Origin of the sequence: Paenibacillus phyllosphaerae (genome assembly GCF_014192105.1) — a bacterium.
GTDB classification, from domain to species: Bacteria; Bacillota; Bacilli; order Paenibacillales; family Paenibacillaceae; genus Paenibacillus_Z; species Paenibacillus_Z phyllosphaerae.
Genome location: NZ_JACHXK010000001.1, coordinates 554,058 through 575,596 on the forward strand (window position 1 = coordinate 554,058; position 21,539 = coordinate 575,596).

Consider the following 21,539-nt stretch of genomic DNA (forward strand, 5'->3'; position numbering starts at 1 on the left):
GTTCCCTCTCTTCGTTACGCTTGTTCGTTCTAATACTAGCATACGTATCGACACATTACGACACCTTCCTGCCATCCCATGAATTGGATGAGCATGCCTATATATACGTGAGGCTCGGACCAAGTATAGCCGAGCTCTGTGAACATTTTAAGTAACTAGGGGACGAATTTTTATACGAACGGCAACTGCTTTATAATGGAAATGGCGGCTTAAACGGCCTACACATTCATGAAGGAGTGAGGAGAAGATGAAATATCGCAAGCTGGGGAAGAACGGACCTGACGTCTCGGTTATCGGATTCGGAACATGGGCCATCGGCGGCGGCGGCTGGGCAAGCGCATGGGGCGAGCAGGACGATGCTCTCTCGATCGAGAGCGTGCGGGTCGCGCTCGACGCGGGCGTAACTTTCTACGATACGGCGGCGGTATATGGTCTTGGCCACTCGGAAGAAGTGCTCGGACGGGCGATCGGCAGCGACCGGCACAAGGTTATCCTAGCCACTAAATGCGGGCTTGTATGGGATGAGCGCAATACGATTGCCCGCAGCGGCGCCTATGAATCGATCCTTCGTGAAGCGGAAGCTTCCCTCAAGCGGCTCGGCACCGATTACATCGACCTGTACCAAATGCACTGGCCAGCCGAAGATGCCTCGCAGGAAGAGACGATGCGCGCGATGGACAAGCTCGTGCAAGACGGCAAAATCCGTCATGTCGGCATGTCCAATTATACTGTTGAACAGTTGGAGCGTTCGCTCACGGTTAGGCACGTTGATTCGTTACAGCCGCCGTACTCCATTCTCCGCCCTGCCGTAGAGCAGCAGGTACTTCCCTTCTGTCAGCAGCATGGGATTGGCGTCGTCGCATACAGTCCGCTCACTTCCGGACTGCTGTCAGGCAACTACACCTACGATACGAAGTTCAGCGAAGACGATTGGCGTTCGCGCAATAAAGCCCATACAGGCGAAGGCCTGCGTCAGAACGTCGACAAAGCCGAGCGTCTTAAAGCCATTGCGGCCCGCTTCGATCTGACCTTGCCTCAACTGGCGGTAGCCTATGTCCTTGCCCACCCTGCGCTGACCAGCGCTCTGGTCGGCGTACGCAAACCTTCGCACATTACCGGCATTCTGCCGGCTGCCGATGTAACGTTGGATGAAGCTACGCTCGTCGAGATTCGCGGGATTGCGGCAGAGTAACTTTTTTTATAAAAATGCGGCTCGTCCTGTATAGGACATCCGCTAGCCGGACATCATAATTATCGACGGTGACAAGCGAGGTGTGGTTCCATTGAGCCAAATGGTGAACGAACTCACAAGAGGTAAACGGAAGTAACACATTATGATTGAAGAAGCGAGGGGTTGTGCCGCAGAGCTATGCTCAAGGTAATAAACACCGGATTTCTTGAAGCAGATGTGAAACCTGAAGTTGTCTCATTCTAAAATCACCGTCAAGGAGAGCCCCGTAACAAGGGCTCTCTTTTCTTTTGCCTGCCCTGTCTCTGCCCTGACTGCGATCCTGCTTGCGGGAAAGGCGAAAAATGATTTTTTCGACCCGATGAATAGACCGGCCCCTTCCCGGACATTATAATATCGACGGTGAGAAGCGAGGTGTGGTTCCATTGAGCCAAACGGTGAACGAACTCACAAGAGGTAAACGGAAGTAACACATTTTGATCGAAGAAGCGAGGGGTTGTGCCGCAGAGCTATGCTCAAGGTTGTAAACACCGGATTTCTTGACAGATGTGAAACCTGAAGTTGTCTCATTCTATGATCACCGTCAGGGAGAGTCCTGTAACAAGGGCTCTCTTTTCTTTTGCCCGGAAAACCGGTCTGGTTTGCGCCAACCGTTAACCTTTTACAAAAACAAAATAATTTTCTCGCCAAGCTGTATAAGAACCGCCGATTCGGGCCATTCTATAAAGGACGGTGAGGAGAGAGGTGTGGTTCCATTGAACCGATTGGGGCAAGAACTCACAGGAGATAGGCTGAAGTAACACATTCCTGATTGAAGAAGCGAGGGGTTGTGCCGCAGAGCTATGCTCAAGGTTATAAACGCCAGATTTCTTAAAACAGATTGTGCGACTGTAGGTTGACTCATTCTAAATTCACCGTCAAGGAGAGCCCTGTAACAAGGGCTCTCTTTTCCTTTGCGTTCCACTCCACTGCATCTGCATTCCGGCGTTCATCCATCCCCTTCCGATGCATAAAAGACCGGCATCCGGGCACGATATTCTTTATCCTTTTTCCGGCGCAACAACGGTTAAGACCGCATCACCAAGTAACAAGAAAGGAGTCGTTATGGAAACGATCTTTGAAGTTGTGTTCGCGGTTGTGCTGCACAGCATCGAGCACTTCTTGTACGAATAGCTTTAACCTGAGGTTGGCATTCGGCGATAAAAAAGAAAGAACCTCCTGAAGCGGACAACCGCCAGGAGGTTCTTCTATTGAACGGCGCTTAAGCGATCAGCACTCGCCTGCAGCGCTCGGCTTGCCCGCAGCCGTCGCTGTACGGAAGCTCGAACCGCAGCCGCATGTTGCCGTCGCGTTCGGGTTATCGATCGTGAAGCCCCCGCCCATCGCCGACTCTTTGAAGTCGATCTGCAGACCGTTCAGGTATCGGATGCTCTCTGCATCGACCACTACTTTCAGGCCGGACATCTCCAGGACCTGATCGTCATCGTGTTGCTCGTCATCGAAGCCCATCCCGTAGGAGAAGCCGCTGCAGCCGCCTTCTTTCACCCCGATGCGCAGGAACAAGTCCGGCGTTTCTTCGGCGGCGAGCATTTCTTTTATCTTATCGTTCGCTGTGTCGCTAATAGTAATCATCTGCATTCCCTCCCTGACTTGCGCAAGGCCGTATACGTGTCACGCCGGCTATTAGCCAGCATGCCGCGAGCGGTCAAACGCTCGATTACCTTTAGTATACTCCGTTTAACCCGAACGCTCAAGAGACGGTCGCCTCCGCATTGGTAATGGCTGGTTAGGTTCGTCACTGTTCGACTTTCTAGTTGCCGCCCTGTGAAGTGAGGTTTATAATAGGGGGAGCTTTTGCTTTCGGACGGACTGGTACGGCGTAAGACGCTGTGCAAGTAATTTTTTTCACATAGTGCTAGAATATGCACAGCACCGCGTGGCTGATTAGCCTTACGCGCACCAAGTCACTGCCCAACACCCTATTGACCGGACCTTCCAGTGCCCGGCGGACAAGGAGGAAGCCCTCATGAACGTCGTTATACCGACAGAAGACAAACAAATGCAAGCCATCATCGAGAAAGTCCGCGCTGGCGAACGCTTAACCCGTGAGGACGGCATTTTCCTGTATCGTTCCGATGATCTGCTGACGATCGGACAGCTGGCGAATGAAGCCAACCTGCGCAAGAACGGCCGCAAAGTCTATTTTATCGAGAATATGAGCTTGTACTTCACGAATGTCTGCGAAGCGCACTGCGCATTCTGCAACTTCCGCAAGGACGAAGGCCAGGAAGGCGCTTATACGCTCAGCGGCGAGCAAATGATCGAATACGTCGAGCAGCACATCCACCCTGGCGTTCGCGAATTCCATATCGTTGGCGGCCATAATCAGCACGTTCCGTTTCAATACTACGTAGATTCGTTAAAAGCATTACATGAGCGCTATCCCGATGTAACGCTTAAGGCTTACACGGCAGCGGAAATCGACTTCTTCTCCCGCATCAGCGGACTCAGCTACAAAGAAGTGCTTCAAGAACTGATTAAAGCCGGCCTCAAAAGCCTTACGGGCGGCGGCGCGGAAATTCTCTCGGATGAATACCGCCGCAAAATGCGCGTTACCAAAGCCGATGTCTCCCAATACCTGCAAGTTCACCGCACCGCTCACGAATTAGGGCTGCGCACGCATACGACGATGCTCTACGGCTCCATCGAGAAACACGAAGACCGCATCGATCACTTGACGCAGATCCGTGAACTGCAAGACGAGACGAACGGCTTCTTGGTGTTCATTCCGTTGTCCATGCAGCCGATTAATCCGAAAGCCGGCATCCGAAGACGCAATTCGGCCTTCGAAGATCTCAAGACCATTGCGATCAGCCGCTTGATGCTCGATAATTTCCAGCACATCAAAGCATACTTCATCAACATCGGCACGCAGCTGACCCAAGTTGCGCTGACGATGGGCGCTTCCGATGCGCACGGCACGATCGTCAAAGAAAAGATCAGCCACGCAGCCGGCGCGCTTACGCCTGAAGGCATCACCCGCGAAGATCTGATCTGGTTGATTAAAGGCGCCGGACGTATTCCGGTCGAGCGCGACACGTTCTATAACGAGGTCAAGGTTTACGAGTGATCGACCCCTCATCCGCACATACTACGTATGTTAGCGGACTTTTTCATCATGTATACCGGTCCATGACCGGTTCTACACATAATCGCTGATATGAAGGTTGGGATTTTCTATGAAACGTTTTGTGATTCTTGGGGGCGGCTATGGCGGCTTTACGGTCGCCCATGAGCTGCTTGAAGGGGAAATTCCCGATGATACGGTGATCGTACTGATCGATCGCATGCCTCATCAGGGCTTGAAGACGGAATATTACGCGCTGGCAGCAGGTACAGTGTCCGATTACAATCTGCGCGTCCCGTTCCCGTCCGACCCGCGGCTGATCGTCACCTACGGCGAAGTAACCGATGTCGATCTAGAGAAGAAGCAAGTCCATCTCGCCGGCCAAGACCCGCTTGAATACGAGAAGCTCGTCATCGCGCTCGGCTGTACGGACAAATATCACGGGATTGAAGGCGCTGAGTTGTATTCCAATAGTATCCAAACCTTCTCCCAAGCACGCCAAACGTACAATAAGCTGAACGATGTCAAGCCATACGGCCAGGTGTCCATTATCGGCGGCGGCCTGTCCGGCGTCGAGATTGCGGCAGAACTTCGCGAGAGCCGTCCGGATCTGAACATCCGCATCATTGACCGCGGCGGTTCGGTTATGTCCGCTTTCCCTGGCAAAGTGCAGCAATACGTTTCCTCTTGGTTCCTGGAGCACGACGTCGAGATGCGCAGCCATGTTTCCTTGAATCGGTTGGAAGAAGGCGTGCTCTATGATGCGAATTCGCCTGAGCCGATCTACACCGATGCTACGGTATGGACTGCAGGCATCCAGCCGGTTCCGCTCGTACAAAAGATGGCGCTGGCCAAAGATAAGCAAGGCCGCCTGGTCATTAATGAATATCATCAATTGCCCGATTATCCGGAAGTATTCATCGTCGGCGACTGCGCCTCGATTCCATTCGCTCCGAGCGGCCAAGCCGCAGGCGCGCAGGGCAAACAGGTTGCCCAAGTCATGCAAGCGATGTGGAACGACAAGACGATTCGCTTAGGTCCAATGAAGCTGAAAGGCGTGCTCGGCTCCCTCGGCAAGAAAGCCGGATTCGGCCTTATGGGCAAGACGACGCTTATGGGACGCGTACCTCGTATGCTGAAGAGCGGCGTGCTCTGGAAATCGAAGCACCATATCGGTTAATCGGCGGCGGTGAAGCGTTACATATCGTCGATTAACCGATCAAGCGCTTCACGCTCGGCTTGCTGCTTCTCTACGGCTTCCAGGATGAGTTGTTCCAGCTCGTCCACCGTTTCGGCCGCGATAATCTCGCCATTCACTAATCCGAACGGTGCCAAGTAGCATTCGCCGCAGTTACCCAGACAGCCATACTCGATCACATCGTAATCGGGATTCTGTTCGAGCCGATTCATTATCCGGTCTGTTCCATGATGCATATTGCTCGCACAAAATTCAATGATTGGCTTTAACATTCATTCACCACACCTAACGTTGATATCCATTTTCATTTGACTCACTTTGTACTATAATAGAGGAAGAAAGGAGTTGATTGCAATGAGCGATAATACAGCAACGATGTATGATGAAGTATTGGACGTTCTCGATAAGCTCCGCCCGTTCCTACAACGTGACGGCGGTGACGTAGAGCTCGTTGACGTAGAAGACGGAATCGTTAAGCTGCGCCTGATGGGTGCATGCGGTAGCTGCCCAAGCTCCACGATCACGCTCAAGGCAGGCATCGAGCGTGCACTGCTTGAGGAAGTCGAAGGCGTACAAGAGGTTGTCCAAGTATTCTAAGGTACTTCCTTACAATAAGAGTCTTGCCCGGTCCGCCAGCGGAAAGGGCAAGACTCTTTTATTTGGCTTATCGGATCGAGGTCTTGATCGGATCGAATCCGCCCGTCACGTCGACGATATTGCCGGTCAAATAATCCGATTGCGGCAAGCAGAGGAATGCGACCATCCGAGCGACGTCCTCCCCTGTTCCCGGGCGTCCAAGCCTGGATTCTTCATCCCGTTCGCCGAGTACTTGATCGATCGTCTTCTCCTTGTTCGCGCCTCTAATATCTCCCGGACATATCATATGTACCGTAATTCCGTTCGGAGCTTCTTCGACGGCCAGCGTCTTCGTGAACGAGACAAGACCGGTCTTCGCAGCCGCATAGACGGACCGATGCGGCCATGCTCGCCCTTCTCCCGCATGACCGAAGCCGAAGTGGATAATCCGTCCCCATTGGCGCCCGCGCATCCCAGGCAGGAGCTTATGGTCAAGCAACATCACGCCCAATAAATTACCATTAACGAGCCTTGTAATCTCTTCCTCTTCATAATCGGCGAACGAACGACGCTCGCGGATGAACGGGCCTGCGTTATTGATGAGAATATCGATGACTCCCGAGACCGACCATTGCTTCGCTTGAGCTGCCAGCTGCGTCACATCGCTTGCCTCCGCAATATCCCCGCGAATTGCGGTAGCCCGGACGCCATAACGTTCAAGATCTGCAGCCAACTGCTTAGCCTCCTGCTCGCTTGTGACGTAATTCAGGACGATATCGCAGCCAAGCCTTGCCAATGTGAGCGCTGTCACTTTTCCCAAGCCTTTGGCGCTGCCTGTGATAAGCGCTGTCCTCCCCTTGAGCTCCATGATCCACCCTCCCCTGACATGAGGCGATAGACTTAAGCACCACATGCCTTAAGTCTGCCGCTCATGGAGAGTATAGCACATTACCTCAGTTTCCTCATCTGCCGGCTCGCGTATTCGAACGTGATCAGCAGGCTATCGATAACAAGGTCAAGCCCTTGCTGGGAATCCGCCATCTGCGCACCAAGATCCTCGACTTTATGGTAACCGCCGTAATCTTCGTGATTCTGCTTCAGATCATCCTGCATTTCGGAATTCATATAATGAATTTCGGTATTACGCCGTTTGCGAAGACGATTCACGGCTTCCTTATGCTTGTCCTTCAGCGCATTCAACCCGCCAGACAACTCTTGATGCAAATTATGCTCGCGCATGTTGCGAAGCACCGTAAAATAAGAAAATTGCGATTTGATCCGCTCGGTTCCGAGCGATAAAAAGTCATTCAAGAGCGTCCCCAGCTTATCCAGAAGCGCGAATAGCCGAATAAATCCATTCTTATCGTAATAAATATGCCGTTGATAATTAAGCCGCTCCTGTGGAGACATGGCTTCCAACGAATCGGATTTGACCATCGCCGCGAATTTCTGCGCGGCATAGTAGCTTTGCTCTAGCTCGTCCAGCGAGGCGAGCAAACCATAGGTCCAAATTTCATACTTGCGCAATTTATGGTCATCGTCTCGACCAGCGGCGATCCGCTTGTGAAGCATGGCAGCGAACTTCTCCATCGCCTGGATGGACTCGAGCAGTCTGCCATGCGCCTCACGCGGCGATTCGCCGAACATTCCTCGAAGCATCGCTTGTCCGTCACCTCCTGGCGCATCGTTGATCTAGCTTACCCGGCATCCGGAGCCGTCAAACGTGGTAATTCCATGCGTCCAAGCTTGGGTTATCCACGGTAACGTCCTTCCCGCCAGCGCCATGAACGAATCGCCAGATCGGTCATCACCCCGAACAAGAACGAGACAATGACATTGTGCAGCAAGCTCGTGAACAAGAACCAATCTTCGTTCGTCAATGTCGCCGTGAGCAGCGCGCCGCTGAAGATTTGGCAAATGACGAGAACGAACGAAGCTCTCGCGGAACGTCGGATACCCGGCATGTCGGACGCAACCTTGGAAGCCTTAAAGTACAGCCAGCCGATGAGCGAAGCCAGAATAATGGCTCCGACGCGGTGCGCGAATACAATGCTCGTGGCACCTTCCATCTCCGGAATGACGGCACCGTTACATAGCGGCCAGCCGATACATCCGCCCGCCGAATCCGTATGACGGATGAACGCTCCCAAATAAATAACAACGTAGGAAAAGGCCAGCGCCCCCATGGTGAGCGAGAAGACGGCAGGATGAACCGCTCGCGCCGGCTTGCTCTCATCGTAGCCTCTCTGCATCCTTCTTACCCACATGACGTGAAGCATTGTACAAGTAAAGGCCATGATCGAGAAGCCAAAATGCAGCGCCATGACCGGCGGCGATGTCGGCCATATGACGGCAGCAGCGCCAAGAAGCGCCTGGAGGATCGTGAAGAATCCCGTCCCCGCCGAATACCATACCGCTTCCTTATATTGCCGATAATCCTTAAGTGTAAGTGCAAATACCGCCAGCACGATCAAGCCGACCACGCCGGTTACGAGCCTGTGCGAATATTCAATGAGCGACTCAACCGTATAAGCCGGGACGAATTTGCCGTTGCACAGCGGCCAATCATCTCCGCAGCCACGCCCCGACTCCGTATTCGTTACAAGCGCTCCCGCTAACAAGACAAGGAGCATGCCGATACAGGCCGCAAGCACAAGTACACGATAGCGTCTAGATATCAAAGTCATCACCTGGTTTCTATGCGTATGATCTTCACTCATTATAACGATTACAAATATCAAATACCATGTTGAAAATGTGAACACAATCACAAAGTCTGCCCGGTTCACAGCTTTGTCATCATCTCTATTGTGCGCAATAATCGGCCCAAACAAAGCAAACATGCCCACCATTCCTTACCCCCGCCCAAGGCGGATGAAAGAATCGGTGAGCATGCAGTTCGGTGGTGCTGCTAAACCTTAAAGTGCGGCTGCGACCTGAAGCGCACGCTCAAGAAACTGTTCGATCTCGTCGCGCGTCTTGCGCAGCTTGCTTACGAAACGGACGACTTCGTTGCCATTGCGGAATGCGATAAAGCTCGGAATGCCGAGAATGTTCAGCTCGCTGCACAAGTCCGGCAGGTCGTCGCGGTCGATTTGGTAAAACTTGATCTTGCCTTCGTATTTCGCTTCAACGTCAGGCATAAAAGGATCAATAAAATGACAGTCCGCGCACCATGTCGTCTTGAACACGACAACGCTTAAGCCTTCTTGCGCAACGGCTTCACGGAATGAAGCCTCTTCGCGGATGATTTCCATCGTCATCAGCACCTCTCATCTAGAACCCGCATCGAACGCGGATGTCTTACAGATCGCGCTCGATGACGAGATATTTGAAGTCCTCATAGTCTTCATAGTTCCAGTATACCTTACCGCCGAATATTTTCACAAAGTCGCGCGCGGCTACATAAGTAACGCCGTCAATCGTCGTCACCGGATACGACGCGGCAACGATCTCGCCATTCACGTCGAACTGTTTGCCGCCGATCTGGAACTTGACGGTCTTCCCTGTCGCTTCATCATAGACAAGAATCTGTTGCTTGTTCCCGGATACGTTAGCGCCGAATTCATTCGCGACGAAACGCAATGGGATGAGCGTAATGTGCTCCGGCGTCTCGATTGGCGCATAAGCCTCATCATAATCCGGGAAGAGCATGACTTGTTGTTTGAAGACGCCTAGGTCGTCATGCAGCAGCTTATACAGGTCCGAACCCGGATCGATCTGCTTCAGGAACTGGTGCTGCTGCATACGCTCGAACTGGTAATCCTTGATCGTCTCGAACGGTCTTGGGTAGATCACATCCGGCGTGATCGACTCGTTCACCTTGGACATCTCCGTCGTTGACGTTACGGTAAAGCCGTTAAACGGCATAACTTCCTCTTCCACCAGCTCTTCTCCGGCAACGAAGGAAGCTTGAACGACCGATTTGCGGATATCGAGCTTGCCGTCGACATACAGATCCGCTTTCACGGACGTATTCGCATTGAAGATCGCCTGGAAGGTTTCCGGATCTTCGGTTTTGGCTTGCGTGAGCTCTTCCTTCATCTCGGCAATGCTGTCCACCATATCATTCACGGCTTCGTCGATCTCCGCCCGCGCTTCCTCTGTCGTCGAGCCGAACAGCTCTTCCAAGCTCTCCCCGCCGACTGCGGATTCCTGGCTCTCCAGCAGGTCGACGATGGAATGGAGCAGCGTCTTGAGTCCTTCTTTATCTTGCGAGAGTGCATCCATGAAAGCTAGCAGCCATTCATAGATCTGCTCGCCGCTGAGCGAAGCGGATACATGCATGGCATTGATCGATTGACCGCCCACCGTCACTTCAGCAGGCTGCACGGAGATGCCGCTCGGATTCGGAAGATGGTCGATCACGAAACCGGAGATCAGGTCGGTCAGCTGCTCTAGCGCAGCCATAGCCGATTCTTCGGTCGCTGCTGCTTCAGCTGCATCTTCCGCGCTCTCGAAATCTTCGGGAACCGCGAGAAGCGAACTGTCCAGCGGCATGCCGAGTCGATCCAGATTGAGATCGAATACTTTGTTGATGCCATCGAGCTCGAACGTGACCTTGTTCTTGTTCACCGTCGCAGCGAAGCCGATGCTGCGGTCCGTCAGCTCAAGCTTGCCTTTAAGCGACATATGCTCTTCATCCGCTACCTTCAGATCAGTAAGCGACAGCTTTACATTCGAGAACAACTTGAGCAGTTTCGCTTCTTCCTCATCCATCGCGGCGATTGCTTGCTCATCGGTCAGAAGCTGAAGCTCTAAAGTCTGACTGCCTTCATAAGACGTCACCTTAAGCGACTGCTTCAGCATTTGATTCAAGTCCAGCCCGCCTACGGCCTGACAGCCGGCCGCAATGATCATGACGACCGCTAGCGCAGCGGCCAGCAATGTTTTTCTCCCCAAAAACCTTTTCATCACAATAAAACCCCTCCCCAATATAAGAGACCGAGGTCTATTCTATCATGGGAAGGGGGCGTTCTGGTAGATTTGGAGACTATTTACTTTTCGACAAATTCCGCGCGGTTAACCGCATGAGCGGACGCAGCAGTTTCCGCATCGGACCCGGATATTGACCGATCTCTTCCGGCGTAATGACGCGAAGCACGATAAGCAGCACGGCATAAACGCCGAGGGCCGCGATTCCCGTCGCGCCAAGGGTAAGCAAATACGTTACCTTGGCCGGCAGCGCATCCAGCAAGTTGCGACCCGCTAGGTCAACGATAAAGCCGACGCCAGCAGCCACCGCTACGGTAACGATATAGCCCGTCCACCGCTTGCCGAGTACTGATAGCGGGATTTCCTGGCGGATAACCCGGAGGTTGAGCGTGCTGATCGTCAAGAAACATAACGTTGATGCGATAATGAGCCCGTATGCGTCCAAGAATGGCGCTAAGGCCACGCTTCCGACCACTTTGACGAGCATGCCGATAATCGTATGCTTCATCGGGATTCTCGCTTTCCCCATGCCGAAGAGCACCGAGTTGGTCGTCATCATCGTAATTTGGAAAATGGTGCCCGCCGTTAGGGCTGCCACCAGACCGCTGCCGTCCGTATCTTCGAAGAAGAATCCGGTGGCGGAGACGGCCGCGACCGTTAGCGCCAGCGCGGCCGGAACGCCGGTCAGCACGACGATCCGCATGACGAGCGAGGTCTGGCGTTTCACTTCATCCATATTACGGATCGAGTAGGCCGAAGAAATAATCGGGATGATGGATGTGCTCAGCGCGATCGCGAGGATCGGCGGAATGCCGGCCAGCGCCTGCGCTCTTGTGCCCAGTGCCGCGAATGCTTGCTCCGCGACTCCCCGGCTGACGTAATCGGTCAACCGGTAGAAGACCGAAGTGTCGAAGAAATAGACGAATTGAACGGTTACCGCCGCGACCACGATCGGGACCGAGATGCCGAACATTTCCCGGTAGATCGTCTTGAACGGGAGCGTCCTGCTCGTATCCGGCTGATCCTCTAGCTGTGACGAATTGTCCTGGCCACGCAGCTTGCGAGCGTAATAGAGCATGATGACAAATGCGCCTACGCTGCCGAATACGCTGCCGAAAGCGGCTCCTGCGGCAACCCACTCCGTATCCCAGTTCCAGGACAAGATGATGAGTACGAGCGCGATCGCCGTGACGACGCGCGCAATCTGCTCGACAATCTGCGAGATTCCCCCCGCCATCATGAACTGGCGGCCTTGGAAGTAGCCGCGCATCATCGCAATGACCGGGAACAGAATGAGCGATGGGGCGATGGCGGCAACCGCCAGATGCGCGCCGGGATTATCCGCGAGCCGCGCATAGAGCGGGGCGAATGCAAACAGCAAAACAGCGATGACGACACCGGTTACGGCGCCGAACATAATCGCTGCCTTGTAGATCTGCTTCGCTTCGCGTTTGCGTCCTAGCGCATAACGCTCGGACACCATTTTGCTGATCGCGCTCGGAATCCCGCCGGTCGCGATCACAAGCAGCAGTAAATACACGTTATTCGCGGTGTTGAAATACGTATTGCCCGCATCATCCATTAAATAATCAAGCGGCACGCGCTGGAAAAGCCCGAGAACTCGGGCTACCAGCGCTGCTGCCGCTAGGATGATCGTACCTTTAATGAGTGAATCCTTCTTTACCATAGGTCAACCTTCCATTTACTGTGGAATGCCTTACTTCGACTTGATCTCCTCGAGCGGTTGGTGATTGCCGCGCACCGGAGCTGCCGCGCCGGATGGCGCTGCCCAACGAATGCCGTTGCGGATAACTTGAAGGACGTTATTGTTGTAGTAGGTCGGGTACGTCTCGTGGCCTGGGCGGAAGTAGAAAATCTTCCCTTGGCCGCGGCTCCAAGTGCAGCCGCTGCGGAACACTTCGCCGCCTTCGAACCAGCTGACGAAGATCAGCTCGTCCGGAGCCGGAATATCGAAGTGCTCGCCGTACATTTCTTCATGCTCGAGCTCGAAGTATTCCGGCAGGCCGCTTGCGATCGGATGCGCCGGGTTGACGGTCCAGATCCGTTCTTTCTCGCCCGCTTCGCGCCATTTCAGATCGCAGCCCGTGCCCATCAGCTTCTTGAAGATTTTCGAGAAGTGGCCGGAGTGCAGGACGACGAGACCCATGCCGTTCATGACGCGCGCATGCACGCGCTCAACAATCGCATCGTCTACTTTATCATGGCCCATGTGGCCCCACCAGATGAGAACGTCCGTGTTCGCCAATACTTCTTCCGTAAGGCCGTGTTCCGGTTGGTCCAACGTTGCCGTGCGCACCTCGAAACCGTCCGTGCCGATGCCTTGAGCCAATGCGTTATGTATGCCGTCCGGATAAACCTTCTTCACTTCTTCGTGTACAACCTCGTGCAAAAACTCATTCCATACCGTAACTTTAACCATTCTTGAATTCCTCCTTGTATATGCGGGTCTCTATAAGATCCATAGAATGAACAGAACGATCATCACGACCTGCAGAATGATCTTCACGACCATGCTAGAGAATAATCCGACCACGGAGCCGAAGCCCACCTTCAGCGATTTCTCGAAATCCGATCCGGCGATGAGCTCCCCGATTATCGCCCCGAGCAGCGGTCCTAGCAACAGGCCGAACGCCGGAATGACGAACGGTCCGAAGATGGCCCCTATGGTGCTGCCGATGATGGAAGCTTTGGAGCCCCCGAACCTCTTGACCCCCCACGCGCTGACCGCATAGTCCGCCAAGAAAAGCACCGCGACGATCAACGTCTGCATCGTCCAAAACCAGAAGCCGAAATGCTCGAACGTCAGGAAGAAGCCATATACGAAGAATGCGGCGTAGATCGCGACAGCGCCCGGCAGAATCGGAAAAATCGTACCGGCCATGCCAACAAGGAATAGAACGATAACAAGAATCCAACCGGCTATCTCCATCGCAAGGTCACCCCTTCAGCACATAATGCTCGAGGAGATGGGCGACCGCATGCTCGGTGTTCTTCACGATGACGGCATCGGCTGCTTCCTTCACCGCCAGCTGCGCATTGCCGACCGCAACGCCTAGGCCCGCTTCTTGAATCATGGCGATATCGTTCAAGCTGTCGCCCATGGCGGCTACTTGCGACATCTCGATCCCGAGCACTTGGCATAGCTCGCGAAGCGCGCTCGCTTTGGAGACGCCTTCCGGGTTCATCTCCCAGTTCCATGGCGACGAGTTCGTAATCTCCATGCCGCCCCAGCTGGCGACTTCCTCATAGATGCTCATTCTGGCTGCATCGTCCTCGGTGTAGTAGCCGAATTTCAGCCAGTGATGGGCCTCGTAATCGTCGGCAGGCGTAATCCATTTTTCCTTATTGTAGATGCCGTCCACCGTATACGCCCAGTACCAGACCTCGGGGAAACGCTGCGCCAGCTCGTGCATCCGCTTGATCGACGAAACGGGCATGAGCGAGCGGCGGTGCAGCACATGCGGCTTGGACCAGATCTCCCCGCCGTTGACCGTAATCATCGGCGTATCCAGCTTCAGCTGCTCCGCGTAGGGCAGCGCGCTGCGAAATCCGCGTCCCGTCGCAAAACATACCTTGATGCCTGCGTCCAATGCTTTGCGGATCCACTTCGCATTCTCGGCGCTGATCTCCTGCACATCGTTAAGAAGCGTCCCGTCCATGTCGAGCGCTACCAGCTTGATTGTATTCATCCTTGCCCTCCTTAAGCATGATGCGCCCCTTAAGGGCTGCAGCATCCCATGACATAGAGCAATTTTAACACATGTTGGGCTGATTCCAAACTCAACGCCTATTATACGTGCACGTTTTGTGCAACGCTGTATCGGATATTGGGCAAAAGTTGTTTGATTTTGCGGGGGGTGCCCCGTACGCCCCCTTCTTCTACACCAAAACCTCCTAAGTTCCTTTTCCCCTCGCCCCTTCCCCCTCCGCCGAGGGGAACCAAGGGCAACCGCCCAGCTTATGCTTCCGAAGTGAGTTTTCCGTTGGAAAACTCTGAGGATACCCGTAATCGGCATCGCTCGATACGCGGCCGTCTTCGATCTGTCCTTTCGTGGCGGGCACGCGTTGTCCCACGGCGGATTAGCTTGCATGTCATTGACACGCAGCCCCCGCAATGCGGGACAAAGCTTTTGTTCGAGCTTCGTTCGCGACTTTGCGCCTTGGGAGCAGACACCAACTATTGTGCGAATTAAAAATAGCGTGCTGACTCTCGCTTGACGTCCACGTTGTGGACACGCTGATTTTCTTTGTCCTGTTCAGTGTTTCATGAACAGTTAGCCCGAAACGGAGTGTTCGAATGATTCTGAAGAAGCGGCAGCGTTCGCCTTTGTGAGGGGAATCCCACCTTTACCATTTCAATCAAGGAATCCCCGAACAACAGCGATCGGAAGAACATTTCGAATACGCAGTTGAACTCGGCTAACAGTTCACAAAAACAATAGCCCTGCTCGCCTTGACGGCTCGCAGGGCTTGCAGGGTATGGATTATAAGCTTTGCTGGTTCATGCGGCGCCATAGTTTGCGCGCCACCAGACCGTGGGTTGGCGAGAGCAAGAACGCGAGGATGAACAGAACCGCTGCCGCGCAGACCATACAGCCTGCGATCGACGCATCTAGCACGTAAGCCGCGGCATAGCCGAGCACGGTGCTGGCGATACCGATCGCGACGCTGATGACGATCATCAGGCCCAGACGGTCGGTGAGCAGATAAGCGGCCGATGCCGGGATGATCAGCATGCCGACGACCAGGATCGCGCCGACGCTCTCGAAGGAACTGACCGTCGCCATCGACACGAGGCCCATCAGCAGGTAGTGGAACAGCGCGACGGGAATGCCCACCGCAGCGGCCAGCAGCGGGTCGAAGGCGCACAGCTTGAACTGTTTGTAGAACAAACTGACGAGCGTGACGATGACCAGCAGCGTGAAGCCGAGCAGCCAGACCGCCTTCGGCCCCATGTCCGTCCCGCCGAGCGTCCACGTATTCCAGTGCACGTGGGCGATCTCCCCATAGAGCACGCAGTCCAGATCGAGATCCACCTGGCGCAAATTCAAGCTGACGAGCACGACGCCGACCGCGAATAACGCGGTGAAGACGACGCCGATCGAGGCGTCCGATTGGACGCCGCTCTGTTGGAACAGCTGAATCAGGAAGACCGTGACGAGACCCAGCACCGAAGCGCCCAGCAGCATAATGAACGAGTCTCGGGAGCCGCTTACCATGAAGGCAATGACGATCCCGGGAAGTACGGAGTGGCTGATCGCATCGCCGATAAGCGCCATCCGCCTTAGAATCAGGAAGCAGCCTAATATCGAGCAGCAGGTCGCCACCAGCGAGCCCGTCAGAATAATCCAGAAATCCGTCATGCATCGACACCTCCTTTTCCGCTGACCGTAGCGCGCATGCGCTGCTCCTCCTGCAGGACGAGCTTCGCCTTACGATGCGTCAGCCGTTTGGCCAGCAGACCGCGGCGCGGTCCGAGCAGCAGCGATAGTCCGAACAACAGCGTCTGCGCCAGCACGCTGACCGGTCCTGTCGGCAAGCTGACCGTCGTGGAACTGAGCCAAGTCCCCACCACGCCGCTCAAGGCGCCGAACAATCCGGAGAGCAGCACCATGACGCCAAGTCGATCCGTCCAATACCGCGCAGAGACCGCCGGCGTAATGAGCAGCGCCGCCACGAGCACGACGCCCACCGCCTGAATCCCGATCACGACCGATACGACGATGAAGAACATAAGCAGTTGATCCAGCAGCGCAATCGGGAATCCGAGCCCTTTAGCGAAACCCGGGTCAAAGGAAAGCAGCTTGAACTCCTTGAACAGCAGCGTGCAGGCCGCGACGATAACTAGGCTGACGATCAGCATGATCGTCACGTCCGAGCCGATCATCGAAGCCGCCTGGCCGAACAGGAATTTGTCCAGACCGCTCTGATTGCCGTAATTGCTATGCTGAATTTGCGTGAGCAACACGATGCCGAGGCCGAAGAAACTCGAGAGCACGATGCCCATCGCAGCATCGCTCTTAATACGGGAATAGCGCGTGATCCAACCGATCCCGAATGTTGCGAGCAGACCCGCTATGCCTGCGCCGACCAGGAACAGCCCGATCGATTTGGTGCCCGACAGCATAAAAGCGATGCAGATGCCCGGCAAGGCGGCATGTGCCAGCGTATCGCCCATCAAGCTCTGTTTGCGCAAATACGCGAAACAGCCGATGACGCCGCTGCACAGCCCGAGCAGCATACAACCAAGCAGAATCCATTGGGCATTCGGATCCGTCAGCATCGACCAGAACGATTCCATGCCGATCACCCTCTCCCGATCCCGGAAGCTGCGCCGGATTCGTTCATCTCTGCATCCTGCTGGTTCAAGTAAGCGAAGCGCCCGCCATAGGTTTGTGCCAGATTAGCCGTCGTGAACACCTCGGCCGTCTTGCCGAACGCCTGCACCTCTACGTTGAGAAGCAGCACCGAATCAAAATATTCCTTCACCGTCGCAAGGTCATGATGAACGACCATAACGGTCTTCCCTTCGCGCTTCAGCTCCTGCAGCAGGCCGATAATCGCCTTCTCCGTAGCCGCGTCTACGCCGGCGAACGGTTCATCCATGACATACAGACGCGCATCCTGCGCCAGCGCCCGGGCCAGGAACACCCGCTGCTGCTGGCCGCCTGATAGTTGGCTGATCTGTCTATTCGCATAATCGGCCATGCCGACCTTCGCCAGACATTCCAACGCGAGGCGCTTCTCTTTCGCTCCGGGGCGGCGGAACCACCCCAGATGGCCGTAGCGGCCCATCATGACGACATCGAGCGCGTTCGTCGGAAAATCCCAGTCGACCGATTCCCGCTGCGGCACATAGCCGATCAATTTGCGCTGGGACGCGCTAGGGGCTCCGAATACTTGAACCTCGCCGGCAAGCTTCGGAATGAGCCCCAAGGCGGCTTTAATGAGCGTGGATTTGCCGGCTCCGTTCGGGCCGACGACACCGACGAGCTCGCCATGAGGCAGCTGAAACGATACATTGCGAAGCACGGGCTTCTTCTGGTAGGCGACGCTTAGGCCGCTAATCGCCAAGGGAGGGGCAGTAAGGGCTTCCGTTGTGCGCTGCATGGACATTCACTCCTTATTCGTTCGCGGATCGCGGTTATTTCAATGCGGCTGCAATGGTGTCGACATTATGCCGGACCATTCCGATATACGTGCCTTCCTCCGTGCCGGATGGGCCGAGTGCGTCCGAGAACAGCTCTCCGCCGATCTTCACCTCATGACCCAGCTTGGCGGCTCCTTCAATGACGGCCTCGATCGATTTTTTCGGCACGCTGGATTCGACGAAGACGGCCTTGATCTTGTTGTCGACCAGATAATCCCGCAAATTCGCGACATCCTTCGACCCGTATTCCGAAGCGGTGCTGATCCCTTGCAGTCCCATCACTTGAATGCCGTACGCGTCGCCGAAGTAACCGAACGCATCATGCGCGGTCACGAGCACGCGATCCGCTTCGGGAATGGATGCGATCTGCTCGCTGACATAGGTGTCCAACTGCTCGAGCTCGGCCAGATAGGCTTCCGCTTGGGTGCGGTAAGCATCCGCATGTTCCGGATCCTGCTCCATGAGCGTGTCGCGGATCACCTCGGCCGCCGAGATCCAATTGCGCACGTTAAACCAAATGTGCGGGTCATGAACCCCTGATCCATCCGTCCGCAGCGCCGATTCCGGCAGCTGCTCAGATACGGCCACCACCGTCTTCTTCTCCGCCATCTTGTCGAACATCTCCGTCATCTTGCCTTCCAGGTGAAGCCCGTTGAAGAAAATAATGTCGGCGTCATCCAGCTTCCGGATATCGCCCTGCGTTGCCTTGTATAAGTGCGGATCCACGCCAGACCCCATAAGACCGGTAACGTCAACATATGCGCCCCCGATATTAGCCGCTACATCGGCAATCATGCCGGTCGTCGTCGTAATCTTCAGCTTCCCTTCGCCCTCAGCGCCCGTCGTCTCCTTGCTGTCAGCGCATCCGCTTAATACAAGTACGGAAGCCGTCAAGAACAGAACGACGTACATCCACCGACGGAACGGAGCTTTTACTTTATGTCGCATGATAAAACCACCTTTACCAAAATAATTAACTCTTGCGCTTGTATCCACAATCCGAAAACTGGTACGAACATCCATATTTATTTCCCTGGGTCACACTAGTTTACTCTATGCCTCTTTTTTAATATTATACAAAAAAGTTTCTCTAGTGCAACATTTTCGATAAAAAAGTTTCCCGAACGCAACTTTTACAACCATTTACAGCATGCCTGACTCTTCACTCCCGGATTTTGGCCACAAAAAAAGAACCGTCCCCTCTCGGTCTCCCGAGAATAAGACGGCCCTTGCGCCGATCATTATGGCTGCTGTTCGTCTGAAGCAGCATTCGTAGATGCATCCGTGCTGGTGCTATTCGCGGCCACTTCCGTGCCGGTCGCATTATCCGTAGCAGCGGTCGAAGGATTGGCCGGTGTGCCATGCAGGCCAATCTCATCGTTGTAAGCGTCGAAAATTTTACGTGCGATCGGCGCTGCTCCATCCGAGCCGAAGCCGCCGTACGGTACGATAACGGCCACTGCGAGAACCGGATTCTCGGCAGGCGCGTAAGCGATGAACACCGAGTTATCGATCGTCTTGCCGCCGACATCCTGCTGGGACGTACCCGTCTTGCGGTTAACTTTGTACGGCGCGTCATTGAACACCGAGACGTTAACCTTGGACATGCCGCGCTCGACTTCTTCCCAATACGACTCTGGTATATCGATCGTGTTCAGAACCTCAGGCTTGTAGGATTGGACCACGTTGCCCTCGGAATCCTTGATCATATTAACGAATTGCGGCTTCATGCGCTTGCCGCGGTTCGCCAGCATCGCCGTATACTGCGCCAGCTGCAGCGTCGTGTACCGGCCTTGCTGACCGAAGGATGCGAAGATCATCGCGGACTGCACGCTCGCGGCTTCAGCTTCTTCAAAGTAGTTGATCTTGCCGGCGCTCTCGCCCGGCAGATCGCTGCCCGTGACGACGCCAAGTCCGAAGGCCTTCTCGTACTTGTCGAAAATCTCTACAGCTTCCATGCCGGATTCCCGGCGATATAAGGCATCCCCGATCATCTTCGCCATCCACGGGTTCGATGATTTGGCGATCGCATTCGCCGGATCCAGCACGCCGTAGGCATGCCCTTTGGCATTGCCGATCTTACGGCGATGCGCCGTTCCTTCTTTACCGTAATAGAACGCGCCTGTATCGTTCCATGTCGTCGAAGTCGTGAACAGACCCTCGTTCAACCCGATCAGAACGGATAACGGCTTCTGCGTCGAACCGAGCGGCACCAAGGACGAAGGCAGTTTGCTGATCTCCTTGTCATCCTTATAAGGACCGTAGATCTGACGGATCGTGCCGTTATACATAATGCCCTTAATGTCGTCGTAATCCTCCGGACTGATCCGGCCGCCCTCCCAGACGTTCGGATCGTAATCCGGCATACTGGCCATCGCGATTACTTTGCCTGTGTTGACTTCCATCGCAACCGCATAACCGGTCCGGGCCATCGGCTGTCTTTTGGAGGAGTCGGACGTATGCTGCAAGTAATCGATCTGGTCGAGAATCGCTTCTTCCGTCTTCTGCTGCACCTGACGGTTAATGGTCAAGTACAGGTTATTGCCCTTCTCCGGCTTGGTGATGACCGGCGGGCCGATAATCCGGCCTTCCGAGTTGATCGGATACGTCTTCAAGCCGTTCTTGCCGCGCAATTCGTCCTGATAGAGCATCTCCAGACCGTCGAAGCCGACATCTTCCTGTCCCAGATAACGCTCCAGCGCCGGCACTTCATTGCTATCCCGGTCCTTATACGTCTCGGTCGACTCGGCGCCGCCTTCGAACTTCTTCAGATAGCCGACCAGCTGAACGGCCAGCGTCTCCTGATCGTAGTGGCGAATACTCTCCTCGACGACCTCAATCCCGCTGTATAGGTCGCGGTGTTCGAGGAAGTAGGCGATCTCCTTCGAGTTCAGCCCGCTCTTCACCCGCCTTGGCACCGAAATCGTATTCTTCCGGTAGTCCAGGTCCATGTTCTTGATGATTTTATCGAGCGTCAGCGCTGCTTTGGGATCGCCGTATTTCTCGAATACGCCAGACAGACGGTTCGCCAGCGCGATCGAATCGTCCTTGCTCGTACCAGGCTCAATCGTGTAATACAGCGACTGGGTCGAGGTCGAATAAGCGACCGCCTGATTGCCGGAATCGTAAATATTACCTCGGATCGGAGGGATCAGGACGTTCTTGGAGCCCATCGAAGACTCCTCTTCTTTCAATTGCGGTCCTTCAACGAATTGCAGGATCGCCAGACGAACGATCAGGATGCTGAATAGAAAAAAAGTGACGAAAAAGAACATGTTAAGCCGGAACGAAAAATGTCTCCGGTTGCTAATCTCCCGCTTCTGCGGATCCTCCTGCACGGATA

Annotated in this window: 20 protein-coding genes; 4 read left to right on the top strand and 16 right to left on the bottom strand. The window is 54.6% G+C overall.

What is annotated here, in order from left to right; genetic code table 11:
• The first annotated feature begins 247 nt into the window (after positions 1 to 247).
• The gene (locus tag FHS18_RS02205) at positions 248 to 1,192 is read left to right on the top strand and encodes an aldo/keto reductase (protein WP_183596428.1); all 945 of its coding nucleotides are present in this window, start codon (positions 248 to 250) and stop codon (positions 1,190 to 1,192) included.
• Positions 1,193 to 2,458: 1,266 nt separating this feature from the next.
• Here the strand turns inward: FHS18_RS02205 and erpA are convergent.
• Positions 2,459 to 2,821, bottom strand: coding sequence for an iron-sulfur cluster insertion protein ErpA (gene erpA / locus FHS18_RS02210; protein WP_183596430.1), 363 nt, complete (start codon positions 2,819 to 2,821; stop codon positions 2,459 to 2,461).
• Between the two features lie 394 nt (positions 2,822 to 3,215).
• Here erpA and mqnE point away from each other — a divergent pair, with 394 nt between their 5' ends.
• The gene (mqnE, locus tag FHS18_RS02215; RefSeq protein WP_183596432.1) at positions 3,216 to 4,319 is read left to right on the top strand and encodes an aminofutalosine synthase MqnE; all 1,104 of its coding nucleotides are present in this window, start codon (positions 3,216 to 3,218) and stop codon (positions 4,317 to 4,319) included.
• Between the two features lie 109 nt (positions 4,320 to 4,428).
• Entirely contained in the window at positions 4,429 to 5,496 is a 1,068-nt protein-coding gene (locus FHS18_RS02220) for an NAD(P)/FAD-dependent oxidoreductase (protein WP_183596434.1), read from the top strand.
• A gap of 17 nt (positions 5,497 to 5,513) precedes the next feature.
• Here FHS18_RS02220 and FHS18_RS02225 read toward each other — a convergent pair whose 3' ends face one another.
• A complete protein-coding gene (locus FHS18_RS02225) occupies positions 5,514 to 5,786 on the bottom strand; it encodes a YuzB family protein (protein ID WP_183596436.1) in 273 nt (90 codons plus the stop codon).
• 82 nt (positions 5,787 to 5,868) lie between these two features.
• On the opposite strand from FHS18_RS02225, the gene FHS18_RS02230 reads away from it, so the two are divergent.
• Positions 5,869 to 6,111, top strand: coding sequence for a NifU family protein (locus tag FHS18_RS02230; protein ID WP_183596439.1), 243 nt, complete (start codon positions 5,869 to 5,871; stop codon positions 6,109 to 6,111).
• A 67-nt stretch (positions 6,112 to 6,178) separates the two neighbouring features.
• On the opposite strand, the gene FHS18_RS02235 is transcribed toward FHS18_RS02230, so the two are convergent.
• The 14 genes from FHS18_RS02235 to FHS18_RS02300 form a co-directional block, all read right to left on the bottom strand.
• Complete coding sequence (locus FHS18_RS02235) at positions 6,179 to 6,958, bottom strand: SDR family oxidoreductase (RefSeq protein ID WP_183596441.1); 780 nt, start codon at positions 6,956 to 6,958, stop codon at positions 6,179 to 6,181.
• Between the two features lie 80 nt (positions 6,959 to 7,038).
• Entirely contained in the window at positions 7,039 to 7,749 is a 711-nt protein-coding gene (locus FHS18_RS02240; protein WP_183596443.1) for a Cthe_2314 family HEPN domain-containing protein, read from the bottom strand.
• A gap of 92 nt (positions 7,750 to 7,841) precedes the next feature.
• Positions 7,842 to 8,771, bottom strand: a complete 930-nt coding sequence (locus FHS18_RS02245) for a COX15/CtaA family protein (protein ID WP_183596445.1) — start codon at positions 8,769 to 8,771, stop codon at positions 7,842 to 7,844.
• Between the two features lie 237 nt (positions 8,772 to 9,008).
• Positions 9,009 to 9,347 carry a thioredoxin family protein gene (locus FHS18_RS02250; RefSeq protein WP_183597318.1) on the bottom strand — a complete coding sequence of 113 codons (339 nt, stop codon included), beginning with the start codon at positions 9,345 to 9,347 and terminating at the stop codon, positions 9,009 to 9,011.
• A 46-nt stretch (positions 9,348 to 9,393) separates the two neighbouring features.
• Positions 9,394 to 11,004 carry a stalk domain-containing protein gene (locus FHS18_RS02255; RefSeq protein ID WP_246427440.1) on the bottom strand — a complete coding sequence of 537 codons (1,611 nt, stop codon included), beginning with the start codon at positions 11,002 to 11,004 and terminating at the stop codon, positions 9,394 to 9,396.
• A gap of 79 nt (positions 11,005 to 11,083) precedes the next feature.
• A complete protein-coding gene (locus FHS18_RS02260; RefSeq protein ID WP_183596449.1) occupies positions 11,084 to 12,712 on the bottom strand; it encodes a putative polysaccharide biosynthesis protein in 1,629 nt (542 codons plus the stop codon).
• 30 nt (positions 12,713 to 12,742) lie between these two features.
• Positions 12,743 to 13,465, bottom strand: coding sequence for a ThuA domain-containing protein (locus FHS18_RS02265; protein WP_183596451.1), 723 nt, complete (start codon positions 13,463 to 13,465; stop codon positions 12,743 to 12,745).
• Between the two features lie 30 nt (positions 13,466 to 13,495).
• Complete coding sequence (locus FHS18_RS02270) at positions 13,496 to 13,975, bottom strand: DUF456 domain-containing protein (protein ID WP_183596453.1); 480 nt, start codon at positions 13,973 to 13,975, stop codon at positions 13,496 to 13,498.
• Positions 13,976 to 13,982: 7 nt separating this feature from the next.
• Positions 13,983 to 14,735: a Cof-type HAD-IIB family hydrolase gene (locus tag FHS18_RS02275; protein ID WP_183596455.1), complete on the bottom strand. Its 753-nt coding sequence runs from the start codon at positions 14,733 to 14,735 to the stop codon at positions 13,983 to 13,985.
• 795 nt (positions 14,736 to 15,530) lie between these two features.
• Entirely contained in the window at positions 15,531 to 16,409 is an 879-nt protein-coding gene (locus FHS18_RS02280) for a metal ABC transporter permease (RefSeq protein ID WP_183596457.1), read from the bottom strand.
• Positions 16,406 to 17,347, bottom strand: coding sequence for a metal ABC transporter permease (locus tag FHS18_RS02285; protein WP_183596459.1), 942 nt, complete (start codon positions 17,345 to 17,347; stop codon positions 16,406 to 16,408). Before FHS18_RS02285 ends, FHS18_RS02280 begins: the two co-directional genes overlap by 4 nt.
• 5 nt (positions 17,348 to 17,352) lie before the next feature.
• Entirely contained in the window at positions 17,353 to 18,156 is an 804-nt protein-coding gene (locus FHS18_RS02290; protein ID WP_183596461.1) for a metal ABC transporter ATP-binding protein, read from the bottom strand.
• Positions 18,157 to 18,190: 34 nt separating this feature from the next.
• Positions 18,191 to 19,144 (bottom strand): metal ABC transporter solute-binding protein, Zn/Mn family, encoded by a 954-nt coding sequence (locus FHS18_RS02295; protein ID WP_183596463.1) that lies wholly within the window; start codon positions 19,142 to 19,144, stop codon positions 18,191 to 18,193.
• Between the two features lie 293 nt (positions 19,145 to 19,437).
• A complete protein-coding gene (locus FHS18_RS02300; protein ID WP_343060361.1) occupies positions 19,438 to 21,534 on the bottom strand; it encodes a peptidoglycan D,D-transpeptidase FtsI family protein in 2,097 nt (698 codons plus the stop codon).
• Positions 21,535 to 21,539 lie beyond the last annotated feature (5 nt).